Here is a 20079-nt window from a genome sequence, read left to right on the forward strand (position 1 = left end):
TACTCCCTCAGCCGACAGCGCGTGTGTGTCTGCCGACATAATCCTCGACGGCCTCGTTTTCCGGCGCCAGGATTTGGTATTTTTCTTCTTGATCCATAAGGCCCGCAAGGCGCGATGGCAAGGTCGGCCGCAGCCCCGTCGCCTCCTTGACCGCATCGGGGAATTTCGCCGGGTGGGCGGTGGCGAGCACGATCATCGGGCTGTGCCCGTCGTCGATCTGGCGCGCCACCCGCATTGCCGTGGCCGTGTGCGGATCGAGCAGATAGCCGCTCTGGTCGAGCACCGTGCGCATGGTGCCGGCGGTTTCGGCCATCGTCGAACGTCCCGCCGTAAAATCGGCTCGCAACGTCCTAAGCGCCGCCGGCGCGATGGTGAAGGCGCCCGACTGCCTGAGCCCCTCCATCGCCGCGACCGTCGCCGGCGCGTCGCGCCCGCAGGCTTCGAAAAGCGCGCGTTCGAAGTTGGACGAGACCTGGATGTCCATCGACGGCGAGGTGGTCGCCACCACGCCCTGGGTCTCGTAGCGTCCCGACGCGAGCGCGCGCGCGAGGATGTCGTTGTCGTTGGTGGCGATCGCCAGTCTTTCGATCGGCAGGCCCATCTTCTTGGCGGCATAGCCGGCAAAAATGTCGCCGAAATTGCCGGTCGGCACGGTAAACGACACCGCCCGCTCCGGCGCGCCGAGCGCGACGGCGGACGTGAAATAATACACGATCTGGGCCATGATCCGGCCCCAATTGATCGAATTCACCCCCGAAAGTCGGGTTTTTTCGCGAAAACCGTGATGATTGAACATCGCTTTGACGATCGCCTGGCAGTCGTCGAAATTGCCTTCGATCGCCAGGGCGTGGACATTGGCCGCCTGCGAGGTGGTCATCTGGCGCTGTTGCACCGGCGAGACCTTGTTGTGCGGAAACAGGATGAAGATGTCGGTCCGGTCGCGGCCGGCGAAGGCCTCGATCGCCGCGCCGCCCGTGTCGCCCGAGGTTGCGCCGACGATCGTGGCGCGCTCGTCGCGTTCGGCCAGAACGTGATCCATCAGCCGCGCCAGCATCTGCATGGCGACGTCCTTGAAGGCCAGCGTCGGCCCGTGGAAAAGCTCCAGCACGAATTCGCCCGGCCGGGTCTGCACCAGCGGACATACGGCGGGGTGATGGAACGTGGCATAGGCCTCGCGTGCGATCGCCGAGACCGTGTCCTGGGCGATTTCGCCGGCAATGAACGGCGCCATGACCCGGCTTGCGACCTCGTCATAGGGCCGCCCGCGCATGGCGCGGATGTCGGCCGGCGAGAATTGCGGCCAGGTTTCGGGCAGGTAGAGCCCGCCGTCGCGCGCGAGCCCGGTCATGAGCACGTCGGAAAAGCCGAGGACCGGGGCCGTTCCCCGGGTTGAGACATAGCGCATTTTTACCTGTCCGTTCCTATCTTCAGGCAGCGGCGGGCGATCGGCGCCGCCACATCGTCGAAAAACCACAATCCATCGGTCGCATTTTCGGCGTGGCGTTGATATAGAACGGCGCCGTTGTCACAGGAAAGAGCGGTTCATGGTGTTGTTGGTCAACAAGCCGGGTTTTGTAAAGCGCGCGGCCGCCCTCGGGTTGCTGCTCGCCCTCGCGGGCTGCCAGTCCGGCAGCGGATTGAATCTCGGCCTCGGAGGCGTCGGCAACAATGCCGCCACCGACGGGAACGAAAAGATCTCGGCCGACGAGTTGAGGGCCTACTGCCCGCGGGTGACCCTGCGCGCCGGGACGGCCTATTACAACACCTACCAGAAGGGTGGCGAGAACGACCCCGACAAGGTGGTCTACCAGGCCGCGATCACCGATGTCACCCGCAGCTGCAGCTACGGGGCGGGCACGCTGACCATGAACGTCGCCGCCGCCGGCAGGGTCGTCCCCGGACCGGTCGCCAAGGACGGCCAGGTGTCGATGCCCATTCGCGTGGCGGTGGTGCAGGGCGACCAGGTGCTTTATTCCGAGCTGCACAAATACGATGTCGCGCTGACCGCGAATCAGCCTGCGACCCAGTTCGTCTTCAACGATCCCAACGTGACCTTCCCCACACCGAGCGCCCAGAACCTGCAGGTCTTCGTCGGTTACGACGAAGGGCCGCCAAAAACGCGCTGAGATGCGCTCGGGCGGGCGCGGGCTTCAGCAAACGAACGGTTGACGGATGACCGCCGCGGCGACCCGGCGTCGCGGTCCGGTGCGCCATGGTGCGGGGCCTACCGCGCCTCCGACCATTGCGACAAGGCGGCCAGGGTCGGCTGGAAATCGGCCCAGCGGCCGATCACGGTCTCGGCGCCGGCCTCCGTCAGCACGTCGGCATGGCCGGGATAGCTGTGGCGCCCGCCGGTGAAGCCGATCACCCGCATGCCGGCCGCCTTCGCGCCGGCGATCCCATGTGCTGAATCCTCCACGACGAATGCGTTGGCCGGGTCGGCGCGCATGCGTTCGGCCGCGAAGCGGAACACGTCCGGAGCCGGCTTGGGGCGCCGTTCGGGCGTCTGTTCGACCGAGAAAACCGTATCGCCGAAAGCCGGCCTCAGTCCGGTTTTGGTCAGCATCATCTCCAGGCGCTGCGGCGAGGAATTGGAGCAGATGCAGCGTGGCGCGGTGGTCTTCAACACCGCTTCCAGCGCTCCCTCGACCGCCTCCAGCTGGCGCGCGAGCGCGCGGTCGACGGCCTTTTGCGCGCGCTCCATCAGGCTGGCCTGCAGGGGAATGCTCGCCTCCTCCTCGATGCGCAGCAGGATGTCGCGGAAGGTGAGGCCGGCATAGCGTTCGGCCAGTTCGGCGGCGGTGATGGGAAAGCCGGCCTCGGTGATCATCTGTGCCTCGACGCGCGCGGCGATGATCTCGGAATCGACGAGAACCCCGTCGCAATCGAAAATTACCAGCTCGGGCTGCATGGATCGGCCTGTGTTTGGATGAAAGCGAATGCCGGCCCAGATATCGCATGCGCCGCACCGGCGCAAATCGGCCGGGCGATACACTAAAAATTTACGCAACGCGGTAACCATAACGAGGCGTAAACAGTCCCAGTGTTGTGAGTATCGCCATGCCAGCCGTGCGTCCCGTCGCAGACCTGACCGCCTCCCGAACCGATTGGTGCGACACGATCCTGAAGGGTGACTGCGTTGCCGCGCTCGAGCGCCTGCCGCAGAACTCGGTCGACGCGATCTTCGCCGACCCGCCCTACAATCTCCAGCTCGGCGGCGATCTGCACCGGCCCGACCAGTCCAAGGTCGACGCGGTCGACGATGCGTGGGACCAGTTCGACAGCTTCCAGGCCTATGACGCCTTCACCCGCGCCTGGCTGCTGGCCGCGCGCCGCGTGCTCAAGCCGACCGGCACCATCTGGGTCATCGGCTCCTATCACAACATTTTCCGCGTCGGCGCCAAGTTGCAGGATCTCGGCTACTGGATCCTCAACGACATTGTCTGGCGCAAGACCAATCCGATGCCGAATTTCCGTGGCCGGCGTTTTCAGAACGCGCATGAAACCATGATCTGGGCCTCGCGCGACCAGAAGGCGAAGGGCTACACCTTCAATTACGAGGCGCTCAAGGCGTCGAACGACGATGTGCAGATGCGCACCGACTGGCTGTTTCCGATCTGCACCGGCGCCGAGCGGCTGAAGGGCGCCGATGGCGCCAAGGCGCACCCGACACAAAAGCCCGAAGCCCTGTTGGCGCGGGTGCTGATGGCCTCGACCCGGCCCGGCGACGTGGTGCTCGATCCATTCTTCGGCTCCGGCACCACCGGCGCGGTCGCCAAGAGGCTCGGCCGGCATTTTGTCGGCATCGAGCGCGAGCAGGCCTATATCGACGCCGCCACGGCGCGCATCGACGCGGTCGAACCGCTCGACAAGCCCGAACTCGCCATCCTGACGGGCAAGCGCGCCGAGCCGCGCATCGCCTTCGTCAGCCTGATCGAGGCGGGGCTGGTCGCGCCCGGCCTGGAACTCAGCGACGCCAAGCGCCGTTGGACCGCGCGGGTGCGCGCCGACGGCACCGTCGCCGTCGGCAACGAGGCCGGTTCCATCCACAAGATGGGCGCGCGCGTTCAGGGGCTCGACGCCTGCAACGGCTGGACCTTCTGGCATTTCGATAGAAAGGGCGCGCCGACGCCGCTCGACGCTTTGCGCCAGGACATGCGCCAGCGCATGGCCGTCGCCGCGGCCTGACCGCCGGCCGCGCCTCCGGCGCCTAGACGACGATGCCGTGGCTTGCCAGCGCGTCTTCCAGCATGGCCGGCGCGGTGAAGTGGATCGCCCGCCATCCGGCCTCGCGTGCGCCCTCGACGTTTGGTTCGCTGTCGTCGATGAAGATCGCGCCGGCGGGGTCGAGGCCGAACGTTTCCGCGTGAAGCTCGTAGATGCGGCGGTCGGGCTTGATCATGCCGACCTCGCCCGACACCGTGACGCCGCGCGGACGATCGAGAAACGGAAACCTTCGGCGCGCCTCGACAAAGGTGTCGGCGGCGAAATTGGTCAGCATGGTGACGTCGTGGCCGCGCTCGATCAGTTCCAGCATCAGCGTGACGGTTTCGTCATAGGCGTGCGGCACCATCTCGTGCCAGTGGCGGCGAAAGGCACGGATATTGTCTTCCTCGTTCGGATGGTCCTCGATCAACAGCGCCTCGGCCTCTTCCCAGCTACGCCCGCGATCCTGCTCGACGTTCCAGGCCGGCGTGCACACCGTGTCGAAGAAGCGCTGCCGTTGCTGCGCGTCGGGGATCAGGCGCGCATAGGGGATTTCGGGATCGTAGTGGATCAGCACCTTGCCGATATCGAACACGATGTGGCGGATGTCGCTCATAGGCTGGCTCCGGTGACGGTCGGTTTTTTGGTCGCGCCCGGTATCGCAGTCTCGATTGCCTTTTTCATGACAGTCGGCAGCGCTTCGTCGTGGACGAGATGCCGCGGCGACCACCAATGGCCGGCCGGGGCTTCTTTGTCGAAACGGGCGTGGTAGACCGAAAGCCGCAGTTCGAAATGGGTAAAGACGTGGCGGATCTCGCCCGCCGCGCGCCAGCCGGCGGCAAACGGCGCGGCCTCGATGCCGTCCGCGCCGTTCGTCCGCGCCGTCCAGGCGCTTGTCGGCACCTCGCTCATGCCGGCCAGCAGGCCGGTTTCGCCGCGCTTGCGCAGAAGCACCGCCCCGTCGGCGCGCTCGGCGACGAAGGCGGCGCCGGTGCGCGCCGGTTTATCCGGCTTCGGCAGCTTGACCGGATAGCGCTCGGCTTCGCCGGCGGCAAAGGCGGCGCAGTCCGCGCTGACGGGGCATAGCGCGCAGGCCGGCGCGCGCGGCGTGCAGATCGTGGCGCCGAGATCCATCATCGCCTGGGCGAAGTCGCCCGGCCGGTCGTCGGGCAGCCAGCGTTCTACGATCGCGGCGATGTCCTTCTTGACCGTGGCGACCGGCGCCTCGATCGCCGCGTGGCGGGCGACGACCCGCTCGACATTGCCGTCGACGACGGCGACCGGGATGTCGAAGGCGATCGCCGCGACCGCTGCGGAAGTATAGGCGCCGATGCCGGGCAGGGCGCGGAGCGCGGCAACGTCGGCGGGAAAGACGCCGTCATGGCGCGCCACCACCTCCTCGGCGCATTTTTTGAGGTTGCGCGCCCGCGAATAGTAGCCAAGCCCCGCCCAGGCCTTCATTACCGCCTCGCGCTCGGCTGCCGCCAGGCTCTCGACGTCGGGCCAGTCGCGCAAGAACCGTTCGTAATAGGGTTTGACCGCCGCGACCGTGGTCTGTTGCAGCATGATCTCCGACAGCCAGACCCGGTAGGGCAGGGCCCGCAAACCGCGTGCGCGCTCACCGGGAGCGACCCGCCAGGGCAGCCGGCGATGGTGACGGTCGTACCAGGCGACGAGCCGCGCGGCGAAGTCCGTCCTGTTCGGTTCGGGCTTGGCGGGGGCTGTCATCGGCGGGCGGCTCGGCTATGATGTCGGTCGGCGGTTCGCGCCCCACCGATAAGGCAGGTCAGGCATGAAAGGAAAGGGATATCGGGGTGCCCCGGTCGCCGTCAGCGATCTGGCGACGCGCATTCTCGATCCGGTGATGAAAAAGCGCGCCGGCATGTCGGTGAGTCTGGTCCAGTCGTGGGAAGAACTGGTCGGCACGCGGCTGGCCGCCTCCACGCGGCCGGAAAAGATCGCCTGGCCGCGGCGGCGCCACGAGGACGACCCGTTCGAGCCGGCGACGCTGATCGTCGCCTGCGAAGGCGCGGCCGCGCTGCATCTCCAGCACGAAACCGGCGAAATCATCAGCCGGATCAACGGTTTTTTCGGCTTTTCCGCGATCGGCCGCATCCGCATCGTGCAAAAGCCGGTCGGCAGCGGCACAGTGCCCCGGCGGCCGGTCCCGCGCGCCTTGAGCAAGGACGAAATCGGCCTGGTCGAGAACAGCGTCAGCAGCGTCAGCGATCCCGGTCTGCGCGAGGCGCTGGAACGTCTCGGCCGCAACGTGATCGCCGCGCGCAGGTGAGCGCATACCGGCGAGGCTGGCGATTTCGTGAACGCGCCGCGACACTTTGCTCTGTGACTGGCGGTTGCAATGCCTTATTAAGCGCCAACTCTCGCCTTTTTATCGTCGTCCGTAGCAAAATCCAGATATCGACAGGTGATTCGCATGACCCGTTTCGTTTCGCGTCGCAACGTCGTCGCTTCGCTGGCAGCCCTGCCGGCAGCCGCTTTGCTGGCGGCGTGCAGCGATTCCAACGGCGCGAGCGCGCCTGAAGCGCCCGAGACGCCGAAAGTGGCTGTGCCTGCCGCGCAGGGTTCGGTCGACGTCGACAAGCTGATGGAACCGGGCGCCCTGCCCGAAAAATGGGTCGGCGACGAGGACGCCCCGATCACCATCGTGGAATATGCGTCGACCACCTGTGGCCATTGCGGCAGTTTTCACCGCAACACCTATCCCGCGCTCAAGGAAAAATACATCGACACCGGCAAGGCGCGGCTGGTCCTGCGTGAATTTCCGTTCGATCCGCGCGCGGAAGCCGGCTTCATGCTGGCGCGCTGCGCCGACGACAAATATTTCGCCATGGCCGACGTGCTGTTCAAGCAGCAGGACGCCTGGGTCTCGGTGGAAAACGCCCGCGACGCATTGCTGAAAATCGCGCGTCTGGCCGGTTTTTCACAGGAGTCCTTCGAGGCGTGCTTGACGAACCAGAAGCTTCTGGAGGATGTCAGGGCGGTCAAAGACCGCGGAGCGAAGGAATTTGGCGTCGACTCCACGCCGACATTCTTCATCAACGGCAAGAAATATGCGGGGGCCATGTCGATTGACGAGTTCTCGGCAATCATCGACAGCATGCTCTGACGCCTGGCCGCAAGCCCGGCGAGGTCGCCCTGCGGCCGCATGGCGGCGGAGCTGGGCCTGATGCGCTTTTCAAGGCTTCGCGTTCTCGGTTTCAAATCTTTCGTCGAACCCAGCGAGTTCGTCATCGAAAGCGGCCTGACCGGCGTGGTCGGGCCGAACGGCTGCGGCAAGTCCAATCTTGTCGAGGCCCTGCGCTGGGTGATGGGCGAGAACTCCTACAAAAACATGCGCGCGTCCGGCATGGACGACGTCATCTTCTCCGGTTCCGGCACCCGGCCGGCCCGAAATACAGCCGAGGTGACACTTTTCCTCGACAATGCCGACCGCTCCGCGCCCGCCGCCTATAACGACACCGACGAACTTCAGGTCTCGCGGCGTATCGAACGCGAAGCGGGCTCGATCTATCGCATCAACGGCAAGGAGGCGCGCGCCAAGGACGTGCAGCTCCTGTTCGCCGACCAGTCGACAGGCGCGCGCTCGCCCTCCATGGTCGGCCAGGGCCGCATCGGCGAGCTGATCCAGGCCAAGCCGCAGGCCCGGCGCGCGCTGCTGGAGGAGGCGGCCGGCATTTCCGGCCTGCATTCGCGCCGCCACGAGGCCGAATTGCGGCTGCGCGCGGCCGAACAGAACCTCGAGCGGCTCGACGATGTCGTCGGCGAGCTGGAAAGCCAGATCGAGAGCCTCAAGCGTCAGGCGCGCCAGGCGGCCCGTTTCAAGAGCGTGTCGGCCGATATCCGCCAGGCCGAGGCGATCCTGCTGCATCTGCGCTGGTCGCAGGCCAAGCAGCAGGCGGGCGAGGCGCAATCGGCGCTCGCGGCGGCGACGTCGCTGGTCGGCGAGCGCGCCCAGGAGCAGATGAACGCCGCCAAGGAGCAGGCCGTCGCGGCGATGCGCCTGCCCGAATTGCGCGACGCCGAAGCCGCCGCCGCCGCCGCGCTGCAGCGCCTTGCGATCGCCCGCACGCAGCTCGACGAGGAAGCCGCACGGCTGAAGGCGCGCCAGGGCGAACTTGACCGCCGCATCGCCCAGCTCGACGCCGATATCGAGCGCGAAGAGCGTCTCGTGCGCGACAATGCCGACACGCTGGCCCGGCTCGACGCGGAGGAAAAGACCCTGACCGACGAGCAGGGCGGCTCCGCCGAGCGCGAGCAGGCGGCCAAGGCGACGTTCCAGGAGGCATCGGCCCGGCTTGCGGCGAGCGAGGAGAAACTGACCGCGATCACCGCCGAGCGGGCCGAGGCGCTGGCGCAGCGCACCCAGTTCGAGCGCTCCGTGCGCGAGCATGCCGAACGCCGCGACAGGTTCGAGCGCCAGCTTGCCGAAAAGCGCGGCGAGGCCGAAGCCGTGGCGGCCCGGCTTTCCGAATTGCCCGATCCGGCCGAAAAACAGCGCAAGGTCGAACAGGCCGAGGCCAATGTCGCTGCGGCCGAGACCGCGACCACGGCTGCCGAAACCAAGGTTGCCGACGCACGCGCCGCCGAGGCGGCGTTGCGGGCGCCGCTCAACGAGACGCGCGCCGAGCTGCAGCGCCTGGAAACCGAGGCGCGCACGCTCGCCAAGGTTCTCAATGCCGGCGACAGCGGGCTTTTTCCCGCCGCCCTCGAGCAGATCAGGGTCGAACGCGGTTTCGAGACCGCGCTCGGCGCGGCGCTGGGCGAGGATCTCGACGTGCCGCTCGACCGTGCCGCCCCGGTCCATTGGGGCGAGATCGATCCCGCCGACGGCGACCCGCGCCTGCCCGAGGGCGCGCGCCCGCTGGCCGAGATCGTGCGCGCGCCGCGCCAGTTGGCGCGCCGGCTTGCCCAGATCGGCCTGGTCGAGGCGGCCGACGGACCCAGTCTGCAAAAGGCGCTCGCGCCCGGCCAGCGTCTGGTCAGCCGCGACGGCGCCTTGTGGCGGTGGGACGGTTTCACCGCCAGCGCCGATGCCCCGACGGCCGCCGCCCAGCGCCTGGCGCAGAAAAACCGGCTTGCCGAACTGGATGAGGAGGTTGCCGCCGCCGCGGCCCGCCTCCAGCAGGCCGAAGCCGCGCAGCAGGACGCCGACGCGCTGGTGCGCCGGACCGTGGAGATTGAAAAGCAGGCCCGCGAGGCCTGGCGGCTCGCCCAGCGCGCGGCCGGCGAGGCGCGCGAGGACCTGGCCAGGGCCGAAAAGGCGGCCGGCGAATTGTCGACCCGCAGGGCCACCCTTGCCGAGGCGATCGCGCGGCTGGATGAGAGTGCGGCGGAGGAGGGTCGGCTTCTGGCCGAGGCGCAGAGCGCGCTCGAGGGCGCGCCGGATCCGGGCGACATTCAGTCGCGTTTCGAACGCCAGTCGACCCTAGTCGCCGAGGACCGCTCGGCCCTTGCGGATGCGCGCGCGCTCGATGACGGCCTCAAGCGCGAGGCGGAGGCCAGGCAAAGGCGATTGACGGCGATCGCGCAGGAGCGCCAGGCCTGGATAGCGCGCGCCGAAAACGCCGACCGCCAGAAGGCGGCACTGATCGAGCGGCGCGGCGAGGCCGGGCGCGAGCGCGCCGAGATCGAGGATGCGCCCGATGCGCTGGATGCGCGCCGCCGGGCGCTGCTGTCCGAACTGGGACAGGCCGAGACCCGCCGCGGCGAGGCCGCCGACGCGCTCGCCGTCGCCGAGACGCGCCAGGCCGAGCTCGACAAGGCCGCGAACGCTGCCCTGCAGGCTCTGTCTGAAAGCCGCGAGGCGCGCGGCCGCGCCGAGGAGCGCCTGACGGCCGCGGAGGAACGCCGTCGCGACGCCGAGGCGCGTATTCAGGAGGCGCTGGGGATCGCACCGCATCTGGTCTTTCGCCAGACCGGCCTCGGCCCCGACGATCCGCTACCCGAGATGGCGGATGTCGAGCGTCGGGTCGACCGGTTGAAGGTCGATCGCGAGCGGCTCGGCGCGGTCAATCTGCGCGCCGAGGAGGAGCAGCGGGAACTGGCCGAGCGTCTCGAGACGATCGTCACCGAACGCGAGGACGTGATCGAGGCGATCAAGAAGCTGCGCCTGGCGATCCAGAGCCTGAACCGGGAGGGCCGCGAACGCCTGCTCGAGGCGTTCGACCGGGTCAACGCCCAGTTTCAGCGGCTGTTCACCCATCTGTTCGGCGGCGGCACCGCCGAATTGCAGCTTGTGGAATCCGACGACCCGCTGGAAGCGGGCCTGGAAATCCTCGCCCGCCCGCCGGGCAAGAAACCGCAGACCATGACCCTGCTGTCGGGCGGTGAGCAGGCGTTGACGGCGATGGCGCTGATCTTTGCCGTGTTCCTGACCAACCCGGCGCCGATCTGTGTGCTCGACGAGGTCGACGCACCGCTCGACGATCACAATGTCGAGCGTTTCTGCAACCTGATGGACGAGATGGCGGCGAGCACCCAGACCCGCTTCGTCATCATCACCCACAACCCGATCACCATGGCGCGCATGAACCGTCTGTTCGGCGTCACCATGGCCGAGCAGGGCGTCAGCCAGCTCGTTTCGGTCGACCTGCAGACCGCCGAGCAGATCCGCGAGGCCAGCTGAGGCCGCGCGCTACCGGTCGCTACGCGCTTCGACACGCCGGCCGGTCTCCTATCCTATTCGCTCCACACCGCCAGCTCGTTGCCCGCCGGGTCGGTAAAATGGAACCGCCTGCCGCCGGGGAAGGAAAAGATCGGCCGCACGATCGTCGCGCCGGCGTCCTCGACCGCGGCCAGCGTTTCTTCCAGGTTCTGCGAATAAAGCACCGGCAGCGGTTTTGCCGCTTCATCCGGCTTGGTGGCCTCGAACCCGCCTTCCAGCCCCTCGTCGAAGGCGGAATAGGTCGGGCCGTAATCGGTAAAGGTCCAGCCGAACGCGCTGCTGTAGAAGGCCTTGACCGCGTCGAGCGTCGCGCCGGGAGCCGACATTTCCAGATAATCGATCTTGCCGGTCTTTTTCATCGTCTTTCCTCGTTGTAAGTTCTTGATTTGTTCTATCTGATCCCCACGGGCCGCACAAGAGGCGTGGCTGCCTGTTCGCCCGCACCTGCGGCACTATGCGCCGCGACATTCGCGACGGGTGATCGAACGATCCATCGCCTCGATGCGGCCGAGCGCCTTGCGACGCTCCTTGGCGCGGCGGCCACGCGCGTCCGGCACCAGCGTGCCGAGACCGGTCGGCAGCAGCGCCGGCCGGGCGCCAGGCTTTTGGCCTGGGTCGAGCGTGGTCGGGTCGCCATGTTCGGCGGCAAGCGCGTCGCGCTCGGCGATCAGTCGTTCGCAGGGAACCTGGTCGAACTGAAGCGACGACACGATCTCCTCGTCGAGACCGCCCGAAAGGCTGGTACAGCCGGCAAGCCAGCCGGCGACAACAACAAGACCCCATCGTGCAAACATCGCCGCCTCCCGTTCCGCTTCGGGACGAACCCCTCATCTGCCTGTCCAATTCGGGCGCCATCATGTCAAGCCGGTTGGCCCGGCACGTTCGGCGCCGCTCAGTCGATCCCGTTCGGCCGCCCGAGGCTCACATAGGCAAATCCGAGCCGCTCGACGTCTTTCGGGCGGTAGATGTTGCGCAGGTCGACCAGCACCGGTGTCGCCATGATCGCCTTCAGGCGCTCGAAGTCGAGCGAGCGGAACTCGTTCCACTCCGTGACGATCACGACGCAGTCCGCGTCGATGGCGGCGTCGTAGGCGTTTTGCGCATAGTCGATCCGGGCGAAATAGGCGCGCGCGGCGTCCATGCCCTCGGGATCGTAGGCGGTGATGTGCGCGCCCTGGTCGAGCAGCGCCTGGATGATGGCGATCGAGGGCGCCTCGCGCATGTCGTCGGTATTGGGCTTGAAGGTCAGCCCGAAGATCGCGATGCGCTTGCCGCGCACCGCGCCGCCGCAGGCGGTGACCACCTTGCGCGCCATGGCGCGTTTGCGCTGGTCGTTGACGGCGACCGTCGTTTCCACCAGGCGCAGCGGCGTTCCCATGTCCTGCGCGGTCTTGACGAAGGCGAGCGTATCCTTGGGAAAGCACGACCCGCCGTAACCCGGCCCGGCATTGAGAAATTTCGGGCCGATGCGCTTGTCGAGACCGATGCCGCGGGCCACTTCCTGCACGTCCGCGCCCGCCTGTTCGCACAAATCCGCGACTTCGTTGATGAAGGTGATCTTGGTCGCCAGGAACGCGTTGGCGGCGTATTTGATCACCTCTGCCGTGCGCCGGCTGGTGAAAAGGATCGGGGCCTGGTTGAGATAGAGCGGCCTGTAGACCTCGGCCATGACGGTGCGGGCGCGCTCGTCCTCGGTGCCGATGACGATGCGGTCGGGGCGTTTGAAATCGTCGATCGCCGCCCCCTCGCGCAGGAACTCGGGATTTGACGCGACCGCGAAATCCGCCGTGGGATTGGTTTCGCGCATGATGCGCTCGACATCGTCGCCGGTGCCGAGCGGTACGGTCGATTTCGTCACGACTACGGTGAAGCCCTGCAGGGCCTCGGCGATCGATCGGGCGGCCGCGTCGACGAAGGACAAATCGGCATGGCCGTCGCCGCGCCGCGAGGGCGTGCCGACCGCGATGAACACGACATCAGCCTCGGCGACCGCCGGAGCCATCTCCGTGGTGAAGAACAGCCTGTCAGCGGCGACATTGTCGGCAACCAGCCGGTCGAGACCCGGTTCGTAGATCGGTATGCGCGCCGATTGCAGCGCGGCGACCTTTTGTTCGTCGACGTCGACGCAGGTCACACGATGCCCGAAATCGGCCAGGCATGCGCCGCTCACCAATCCGACATAGCCGGAACCGATCATGGCGATGTTCATGTGAACCCCGACGAATGACGGCCCATCCCACCGGAGGGCCGGAACGAACCCACGCGGTCTGCGCCGCGGCGATGGCGCGTGGTGGCATGGCGCGGCCCTCGTTTCAAGAAAACTTTGCCCGCGCCACCCGTCTTGCCGGGTCCCGAGCCCGCCCGGGGCCTGCTCTTCACCTTGTGTAACGACGGGGCGACGAGATTGACGGCCGACCGCGCTTGCGCCTTTGGCGCGCGCCTTCTATCAGCGGGGCGGGCCGGAAGGCCGCACAGCAAGGCTTTGCTTGAAAGGCGCACATGCAGTTTGTCGATCTCCACACACAGCGCGAACGGATCAAGCCGCAGCTCGAGGCCGCCATGGCCAGGGTGCTCGCGCATGGCCGCTATATCCACGGACCCGAGGTCGCCGCGTTCGAAAGGCAGCTCGCCGATTTCGTCGGCGTGCGCCATGTCGTTGGTTGCGCCAACGGCACCGACGCGTTGCTGATCCCGTTGATGGCGCTGGGCATCGGGCCGGGCGACGCGGTTTTCTGTCCCAGCTTCACGTTCGCGGCAACCGCCGAAGTCGTCGTTCTGGCCGGGGCCGAGCCGGTGTTCGTCGATATCGAGCCGGACAGCTACAATCTGTCGATCGCCAGCCTTGAAGCCGCGTTTGAGCAGGTAAGCGCCGAGGGCCGTCTGACGCCCAAGGCGATCATTCCCGTCGATCTGTTCGGCCTGTCGGCCGACTATCAGGCAATCACCCGCTACGCGCAGGAGCGCTCGCTGGCGATCGTGGAAGACGCCGCCCAGGCGATCGGCGGCAGTCTCGGCAACACCAAATGCGGGGCCTTCGGCACGGTCGCCGGCACCAGCTTCTACCCGGCCAAGCCGCTCGGCTGTTATGGCGACGGCGGTGCAATCCTGACCGATGACGACGATCTTGCCGAGACGATGCGCTCGATCGCCTTTCACGGCAAGGGCGCCAGCCAGTACGACAATGTCCGCATCGGACTCAATTCGCGGCTGGACACGCTGCAGGCGGCGATCCTGATCGAGAAGCTGGCCATCCTGCCCTCGGAGACCGAGGCCAGGCAGGCGGTTGCCGATCGGTATGCGGCCGGCCTCTCCGACGTGGTCAGGGTGCCGACCGTGGCTGCCGGCTATCGTTCAGCCTGGGCGCAATATGCCGTGGAATCGGACCGTCGCGACGAGATTCGCGCCCATCTGAGCGAGGTCGGCATTCCCTCGATGATCTATTACGAAAAGCCGCTGCATCTGCAGACCGCCTATGCGGCCTACGGCCGCGCTCCGGGCGGCCTTGCGGCTTCCGAGGCGGCCAGCAGGTCCATAATGTGCCTGCCCATGCATCCTTATCTGGGCGAAGCCGATCAGGACCGTATCATCGACGCCGTGCGCGGGATCGCGGCGGCCGGGATGGTAAGGCGGGCCTGACCACACCACCAGGGCGGCGATTTCCTCGGCCATCGGCGCCGTCTATCTGGCGCACGGGCGCGTTTGCCATATTCTCAACAACAGCGTCGAAACGAGTTCTTGCAGTTGCGTAAGAGTGCGCGCCGACCTAAACGTTTTTGCCCCGGCCGGTGCGCCGCAGAGGTGGCGACGCGGTTCTTTTTGCAGTGACAGACCATTGATGGTGCCAGTTCTTGTCATAAATCTCGCACGCTCACCCGAGCGTTGGGACGCGATCCGGCAAACGGCGACGGGGCTGGAACTGCGCCGTGTGGAAGGCGTCGACGGCCGCGCGATCGCCCGCGAACGCTGGTCCGGCGTCGACCAGGACAGGTTCCGCGCCCGCCATGGGCGCGTCGTCACGCCGGGCGAATATGGCTGCTACCGCTCGCATCTGGCGGCCCTGGCGACGGTGGTCGCCGAGGGCGTTGACGTCGCGGTGATCGCGGAGGACGACATCGTCCTCAACGACCGGCTTGGCGAAAGGGCGGCGGCGTTGTTTGCCGGTGTCGAGGAGCCGCGACTGGTCAAGCTCGTCAACCACCGCACCACCGGCTTTCTGGAAAAGGGCGTGACGGCGACAGGCGACGCATACGGGCGCTGCCTGTTCGGGCCGCTGGGTTCGGCAGCCTGTTATGCCGTCAACCGCAGCGGCGCCGAGCGACTGGTAAAAACGCTGGCCACGATGTGGCTGCCCTGGGACGTGGCGCTGGAGCGCGGCTGGGCGACCGGCGTGGCGACCTATACCACCCGCGAGCCGCTGGTCGCCTTCAGCACCCATCGCGCCCGTTCCACCATCACCGCCAGCTATGCGCCCACCAAGCTGCCGACCATGCAAAGGCGGGGCGCGTTCTCCTTCAGGGCGCGCGACTTCCTGTGCCGCGCAAGCTACGCGCTGGAGGCGGCATGAACGTGCCGACGGAGCCGGCCACCCAGCGGCCGCCTTTCCACAGAACAGACATCGTCGGTCACGCGGTGCTGTTTTGCCTGGTCGGCATGATCTCGGCGGTGTGGCTTGAGACCGACCTCTACCGCGTGGCCATGCTGCCGCCGATCGCGCTCGCGATTTGGGTCTATTTTTCCCGGCGCGATTTCCGCCCGGCGATCGGCCCGATGGGCTGGGCGTGCCTGGTCTGGGCGCACTACGTGGCGCTACGCTATCTGTGGATCCTGCTGACGAGACCGGATTCGACCGGCGGCTCGGCGGAAGGCATTTATCTCATGCCGGCACTCTACATGACGGTCGGTTACGTGCTTTTTCTCTACCGCGACAAGCTCGCGCATCTCGTCTGGGTCTTTATGGCCATCAGCCTTGCCGCGTTGCTCGCGAGCACCGATCTCATCGCTGTTTTTCAGCTCGATTCGGGTCTGGTTCCGTTTCTTTTCCAAAAAAACACCATCCATTCCTCGGTCGGCGCCGGTCTGATTCTGATCGCGGCCTTCTGCTTTGCCTTGTGGCTGCTGACCCGCTCCGACCTGCCGGGCCGGATCGTGTGGGCCGGGCTGGCAGTCGCGCTGCTGATTGGCATTCTCGCGGTGCTCGGCATTTTCGGGGCCAAGTCGAAGGGCGTGTGGATCGCGCTGCTCGTCACCGCTCCCTCCGTCGTCGCGGCCACGTTCGCGCAAATGAGGGGCAAGGCGCGCTGGGCGGTCATGGCCGGTTTCATGTGTGTCTCCATCCTCGCCGTCCTGATTTTTCACGACATCGTCTGGCATACGATTGGTCGTCTGGTCGTGAGCGCGGTGGACCTGGCCCAGCGGCTGGTTTCGGGCATGCCGGTACGCCAGATGGTGCTTGAGGCGATCGATTCGGGAACCTTACCCTACACGCTCGACGCGCGCATCCGCGTGTGGTGGAACGCCCTGTCGATCTGGCGGCTGGACTGGCTGTTCGGTCAGGGCATCTGGTGGGAGAATCTGTGGCAGCAGACCCGGTTTGCCGATATCGGCTACGAGCTGATGCACAATGGCTATCTGGAGATCGCCGTGCGCTTCGGCCTGTTCGGTCTGGAATTTTATGCCGTTCTCCTGGCGTGGTGCTTCTACCAGGCGACGGCGGCCGTCCGGCGTGGCCTGATCCCCCTCGAGCTCTACTTCTTCTATCTGCTGACGATGATCTTCTTCCTGGCCAGCATGCTCAGCAATTCCAATATCCGCCTCGCCGTCGGCGAGAGCTACATGCTGATGGCAGGCGGCTTCGGCTTTTGCTGCTATTATCTGCGTCAGGCTGCCGTCCGGGCGCCGTAGCGCGGGCCGGGATCGGCCGCATCTCAGCGGCGGAATGTCGGAAGCGGCCGGTCTGGCCCTCGTCCCGGGGCCGGAACGGGCCGGGGAGACTTGGCTGGGGCGCCTGGATTCGAACCAGGGAATGGCGATACCAAAAACCGCTGCCTTACCACTTGGCTACGCCCCAGCATGGTCGCTGCCGTGCGACGGGTGGCGCCCTTATATGGACGCTCCGCCGTCAGTGCAATGACTAGTTGGCGCCAATATGACGCCTGATTGCCGAATGGGCGATGGCCATTGCCGCCGCCGCCGCGAGGATTTGCGGTGGTCATCGATCTCCGAAACGGTTAGAGCAAACCCGGACCGGGCCGGAGCGATCCGGCTTGCGTCCGGCGGTTCGGTTCGCGTGAGAGGCGGCCGGCATGGCGCACCACGCCAGGCGATCTTGCCAGGCGGGCCGTTTGCCGGCTGACGGAGCCCGGACGGGGCGGGGCGATGGGATCGGATATGCCGATATTTCACGGGCCTTCCAGCGGACGGTCCGGTGGATATGACTTCGGGTATTGTCCAGACGGCGAGGGAGATCGCGATGGCGAAATGGGTCTACAATTTCGGCAACGGCAAGGCGGAAGGCCGCGTCGGCGACAAGGACCTGCTCGGGGGCAAGGGGGCCAATCTGGCCGAGATGTCCGGGCTCGGATTGCCGGTGCCGCCGGGCTTTACCATCACCACCGAGGTCTGCACCCATTATTACGCCAACGCACGAACCTATCCCGGCGAACTGAAACAACAGGTCGAAGACGCGCTTGCCCGGATCGGCGCCGATACCGGCCGCTGCTTCGGCGATCCGCGCAATCCGCTTTTGGTGTCGGTGCGCTCCGGTGCGCGGGCCTCGATGCCCGGCATGATGGACACCGTGCTCAATCTCGGCCTCAACGACGCCACGGTCGAGGCCCTGGCCGAGGAGGCTCAGGATCGCCGCTTCGCCTATGACAGCTATCGTCGTTTCATCCAGATGTATTCCGACGTCGTCATGGGGCTCGATCACGAGGTTTTCGAAGAAATCCTGGAAGACGAAAAAGCCGGCCTCGGCGTTGAATTCGACACCGAGCTCGACGCCGCGCAATGGGTCGGCCTGGTCGAGCGCTACAAGGCTAAAGTGGTGGAGGAATTGGGGCAGCCCTTTCCCCAGGATCCGCACGAGCAGTTGTGGGGCGCCATCGGCGCGGTGTTTTCCTCCTGGATGAACCATCGCGCGATCACCTATCGCCGCCTGCACAATATTCCCGAGGCCTGGGGCACGGCCGTCAACGTTCAGGCGATGGTGTTCGGCAATATGGGGGACAGCTCCGCCACCGGCGTGGCCTTCACCCGCGACCCGTCCACCGGCGAGCGCACGCTCTACGGCGAGTTTCTGGTCAACGCCCAGGGCGAGGACGTGGTCGCCGGCATCCGCACCCCGCAAAACATCACCGAGGACGCGCGCATCGCGGCCGGCTCCGACAAGCCGTCGCTGGAAAAGCTGATGCCGGAGGCATTTGCCGAGTTCGCGCGCACCGCCGAGACGCTCGAACGCCATTATCGCGACATGCAGGACCTCGAGTTCACCATCGAGCGCGGCAAGTTGTGGATGCTGCAGACCCGGTCCGGCAAGCGCACGGCCAAGGCGGCGTTGCGCATCGCGGTGGAGATGGCCGCGGAAGGCCTGGTCACCCGCGAGCAGGCGGTGGCGCGGATCGATCCGGCGTCGCTCGACCAGCTTCTGCATCCCACCATCGACCCGGCTGCCGAACGCGACGTGATCGGCGTTGGCCTGCCCGCCTCGCCGGGGGCGGCCACCGGCGAGATCGTGTTCTCCTCCGACGAGGCCGAGGAAGCCAAGGCGGTCGGCCGCAAAGTCATCCTCGTGCGCGTCGAAACCAGCCCCGAGGACATTCACGGCATGCACGCCGCCGAAGGCATCCTGACCACGCGCGGCGGCATGACCAGCCATGCCGCTGTGGTGGCGCGCGGCATGGGCAAGCCGTGCGTGTCGGGCGCGGGCGCGTTGCGCGTCGACTACAAGACCCAGACCATGACCGCGCTCGGCCGCAGCTTCGGGCGCGGCGACGTCGTCACCATTGACGGGGCGTCCGGCCAGGTTCTGGCCGGTGCGACCGCGATGCAGCAGCCCGAATTGTCGGGCGACTTCGCCGCGATCATGGAATGGGCCGACGCGATCCGTCGCATGCGGGTGCGCGCCAATGCCGAGACCCCGGCCGATGCGCGCACGGCGCGTTCCTTCGGCGCGGAGGGCATTGGCCTGTGCCGGACCGAGCACATGTTCTTCGACGGCGATCGCATCGTGGCCATGCGCGAGATGATCCTGGCCGACAACGAGAGCGGACGCCGCGCCGCGCTGGCCAAGCTCCTGCCGATGCAGCGCTCGGATTTCGCCGAACTGTTCGAGATCATGGCCGGGCTGCCGGTCACCATCCGCCTGCTCGATCCGCCGCTGCACGAATTCCTGCCCAAGACCGAGGAGGAGATCGCCGAGGTCGCGGCCGTGATGGGCGTCGAGGCGGAACTGCTGCGCCGCCGCACCGAGGCGTTGCACGAGTTCAATCCGATGCTGGGTCACCGCGGCTGCCGGCTGGCCGTCTCCTATCCCGAGATCGCCGAAATGCAGGCCCGGGCGATCTTCGAGGCGGCGATCGAGGCCGCGGCCAAGACCGGTCGCCCGGTCGAGCCGGAAATCATGGTGCCGCTGGTCGGCATCATGAAAGAGCTCGAATTCGTCAAAGCGCGCATCGATCAGGTCGCCGCCGAGGTGAAGGCCGAAACCGGCGCCAGCATCTCCTACCTGACCGGCACGATGATCGAGTTGCCGCGTGCCGCCATCCGCGCGCATGCGATCGCCGAGGTGGCGGAGTTCTTCTCCTTCGGCACCAACGATCTGACCCAGACCACCTTTGGCATCTCGCGCGACGATGCCGCTTCCTTCCTGGAAACCTATCGCCAGAAGGGCGTGATCGAGGTCGATCCGTTCGTGTCGCTCGACATCGAAGGCGTCGGCGAGCTGGTACGCATGGCCGCGGACAAGGGCCGGGCGACGCGTGCGGGCATCAAGCTCGGCATTTGCGGCGAGCACGGCGGCGATCCGGCCTCGATCCGCTTCTGCGAGGAGGTCGGGCTGGATTACGTGTCCTGTTCGCCCTTCCGCGTGCCGATCGCCCGCCTCGCGGCCGCGCAGGCCGCGATCGACAGTGCCTGAGCGGTGCGTTTCGCAGCGCGAGGTTCCGTCCAGTCACGATAGGGTCAGCGGCCGC

General features: G+C 66.8%; 16 protein-coding genes and 1 tRNA gene. 9 read left to right on the forward strand and 8 right to left on the reverse strand.

The genetic code is table 11. The features are described 5' to 3' along the window. Positions 1-7: 7 nt before the first annotated feature. The gene (gene thrC, locus ACT2B0_RS03855) at positions 8-1405 is read right to left on the reverse strand and encodes a threonine synthase (protein WP_473461675.1); all 1398 of its coding nucleotides are present in this window, start codon (positions 1403-1405) and stop codon (positions 8-10) included. Between the two features lie 139 nt (positions 1406-1544). On the opposite strand from thrC, the gene ACT2B0_RS03860 reads away from it, so the two are divergent. Continuing rightward, positions 1545-2126 (forward strand): hypothetical protein, encoded by a 582-nt coding sequence (locus ACT2B0_RS03860; RefSeq protein ID WP_473461677.1) that lies wholly within the window; start codon positions 1545-1547, stop codon positions 2124-2126. A 98-nt stretch (positions 2127-2224) separates the two neighbouring features. On the opposite strand, the gene ACT2B0_RS03865 is transcribed toward ACT2B0_RS03860, so the two are convergent. Beyond that, entirely contained in the window at positions 2225-2911 is a 687-nt protein-coding gene (locus ACT2B0_RS03865; RefSeq protein ID WP_473461679.1) for an HAD family hydrolase, read from the reverse strand. A gap of 149 nt (positions 2912-3060) precedes the next feature. On the opposite strand from ACT2B0_RS03865, the gene ACT2B0_RS03870 reads away from it, so the two are divergent. Next, a complete protein-coding gene (locus ACT2B0_RS03870) occupies positions 3061-4188 on the forward strand; it encodes a site-specific DNA-methyltransferase (RefSeq protein ID WP_473461682.1) in 1128 nt (375 codons plus the stop codon). 22 nt (positions 4189-4210) lie between these two features. Here the strand turns inward: ACT2B0_RS03870 and ACT2B0_RS03875 are convergent, their stop codons facing one another. Next, complete coding sequence (locus ACT2B0_RS03875) at positions 4211-4822, reverse strand: HAD family hydrolase (protein ID WP_473461684.1); 612 nt, start codon at positions 4820-4822, stop codon at positions 4211-4213. Continuing rightward, positions 4819-5934, reverse strand: a complete 1116-nt coding sequence (gene mutY / locus ACT2B0_RS03880; protein ID WP_473461685.1) for an A/G-specific adenine glycosylase — start codon at positions 5932-5934, stop codon at positions 4819-4821. The genes ACT2B0_RS03875 and mutY overlap by 4 nt, the downstream gene beginning before the upstream one ends. Positions 5935-5998: 64 nt before the next feature. On the opposite strand from mutY, the gene ACT2B0_RS03885 reads away from it, so the two are divergent. From ACT2B0_RS03885 to ACT2B0_RS03895, 3 genes are all read left to right on the forward strand, one after another. Further along, complete coding sequence (locus ACT2B0_RS03885; RefSeq protein ID WP_473461687.1) at positions 5999-6496, forward strand: DUF721 domain-containing protein; 498 nt, start codon at positions 5999-6001, stop codon at positions 6494-6496. Between the two features lie 144 nt (positions 6497-6640). Beyond that, complete coding sequence (locus ACT2B0_RS03890) at positions 6641-7333, forward strand: DsbA family protein (RefSeq protein WP_156713710.1); 693 nt, start codon at positions 6641-6643, stop codon at positions 7331-7333. A gap of 60 nt (positions 7334-7393) precedes the next feature. Beyond that, the gene (locus ACT2B0_RS03895; RefSeq protein ID WP_473465769.1) at positions 7394-10852 is read left to right on the forward strand and encodes a chromosome segregation SMC family protein; all 3459 of its coding nucleotides are present in this window, start codon (positions 7394-7396) and stop codon (positions 10850-10852) included. 53 nt (positions 10853-10905) lie between these two features. Here the strand turns inward: ACT2B0_RS03895 and ACT2B0_RS03900 are convergent, their stop codons facing one another. The 3 genes from ACT2B0_RS03900 to ACT2B0_RS03910 all read right to left on the reverse strand — a co-directional run bounded on the left by ACT2B0_RS03900 (position 10906) and on the right by ACT2B0_RS03910 (position 13100). Beyond that, entirely contained in the window at positions 10906-11250 is a 345-nt protein-coding gene (locus tag ACT2B0_RS03900) for a VOC family protein (RefSeq protein WP_473461690.1), read from the reverse strand. A 93-nt stretch (positions 11251-11343) separates the two neighbouring features. Then, complete coding sequence (locus ACT2B0_RS03905) at positions 11344-11685, reverse strand: hypothetical protein (protein ID WP_473461693.1); 342 nt, start codon at positions 11683-11685, stop codon at positions 11344-11346. 98 nt (positions 11686-11783) lie between these two features. Next, positions 11784-13100 carry a UDP-glucose dehydrogenase family protein gene (locus ACT2B0_RS03910; protein ID WP_473461696.1) on the reverse strand — a complete coding sequence of 439 codons (1317 nt, stop codon included), beginning with the start codon at positions 13098-13100 and terminating at the stop codon, positions 11784-11786. Positions 13101-13390: 290 nt separating this feature from the next. Between ACT2B0_RS03910 and ACT2B0_RS03915 the strand changes: the two genes are divergently transcribed. From ACT2B0_RS03915 to ACT2B0_RS03925, 3 genes are all read left to right on the forward strand, one after another. After that, entirely contained in the window at positions 13391-14527 is a 1137-nt protein-coding gene (locus tag ACT2B0_RS03915) for a DegT/DnrJ/EryC1/StrS family aminotransferase (protein ID WP_473461698.1), read from the forward strand. Between the two features lie 199 nt (positions 14528-14726). Beyond that, on the forward strand, positions 14727-15455 hold the full coding sequence (locus tag ACT2B0_RS03920) for a glycosyltransferase family 25 protein (RefSeq protein WP_473461700.1): 729 nt from the start codon (positions 14727-14729) through the stop codon (positions 15453-15455). Then, on the forward strand, positions 15452-16792 hold the full coding sequence (locus ACT2B0_RS03925; protein ID WP_473461703.1) for an O-antigen ligase family protein: 1341 nt from the start codon (positions 15452-15454) through the stop codon (positions 16790-16792). Before ACT2B0_RS03920 ends, ACT2B0_RS03925 begins: the two co-directional genes overlap by 4 nt. Positions 16793-16883: 91 nt before the next feature. Here the strand turns inward: ACT2B0_RS03925 and ACT2B0_RS03930 are convergent. Next, positions 16884-16958: transfer RNA gene (locus tag ACT2B0_RS03930), tRNA-Gln, on the reverse strand. Positions 16959-17360: 402 nt separating this feature from the next. On the opposite strand from ACT2B0_RS03930, the gene ppdK reads away from it, so the two are divergent. Continuing rightward, positions 17361-20024, forward strand: coding sequence for a pyruvate, phosphate dikinase (ppdK, locus tag ACT2B0_RS03935; RefSeq protein WP_473465772.1), 2664 nt, complete (start codon positions 17361-17363; stop codon positions 20022-20024). The last annotated feature ends 55 nt before the right edge of the window (positions 20025-20079 follow it).

It is taken from the genome of Nitratireductor sp. J20-h4 (genome assembly GCF_056780505.1).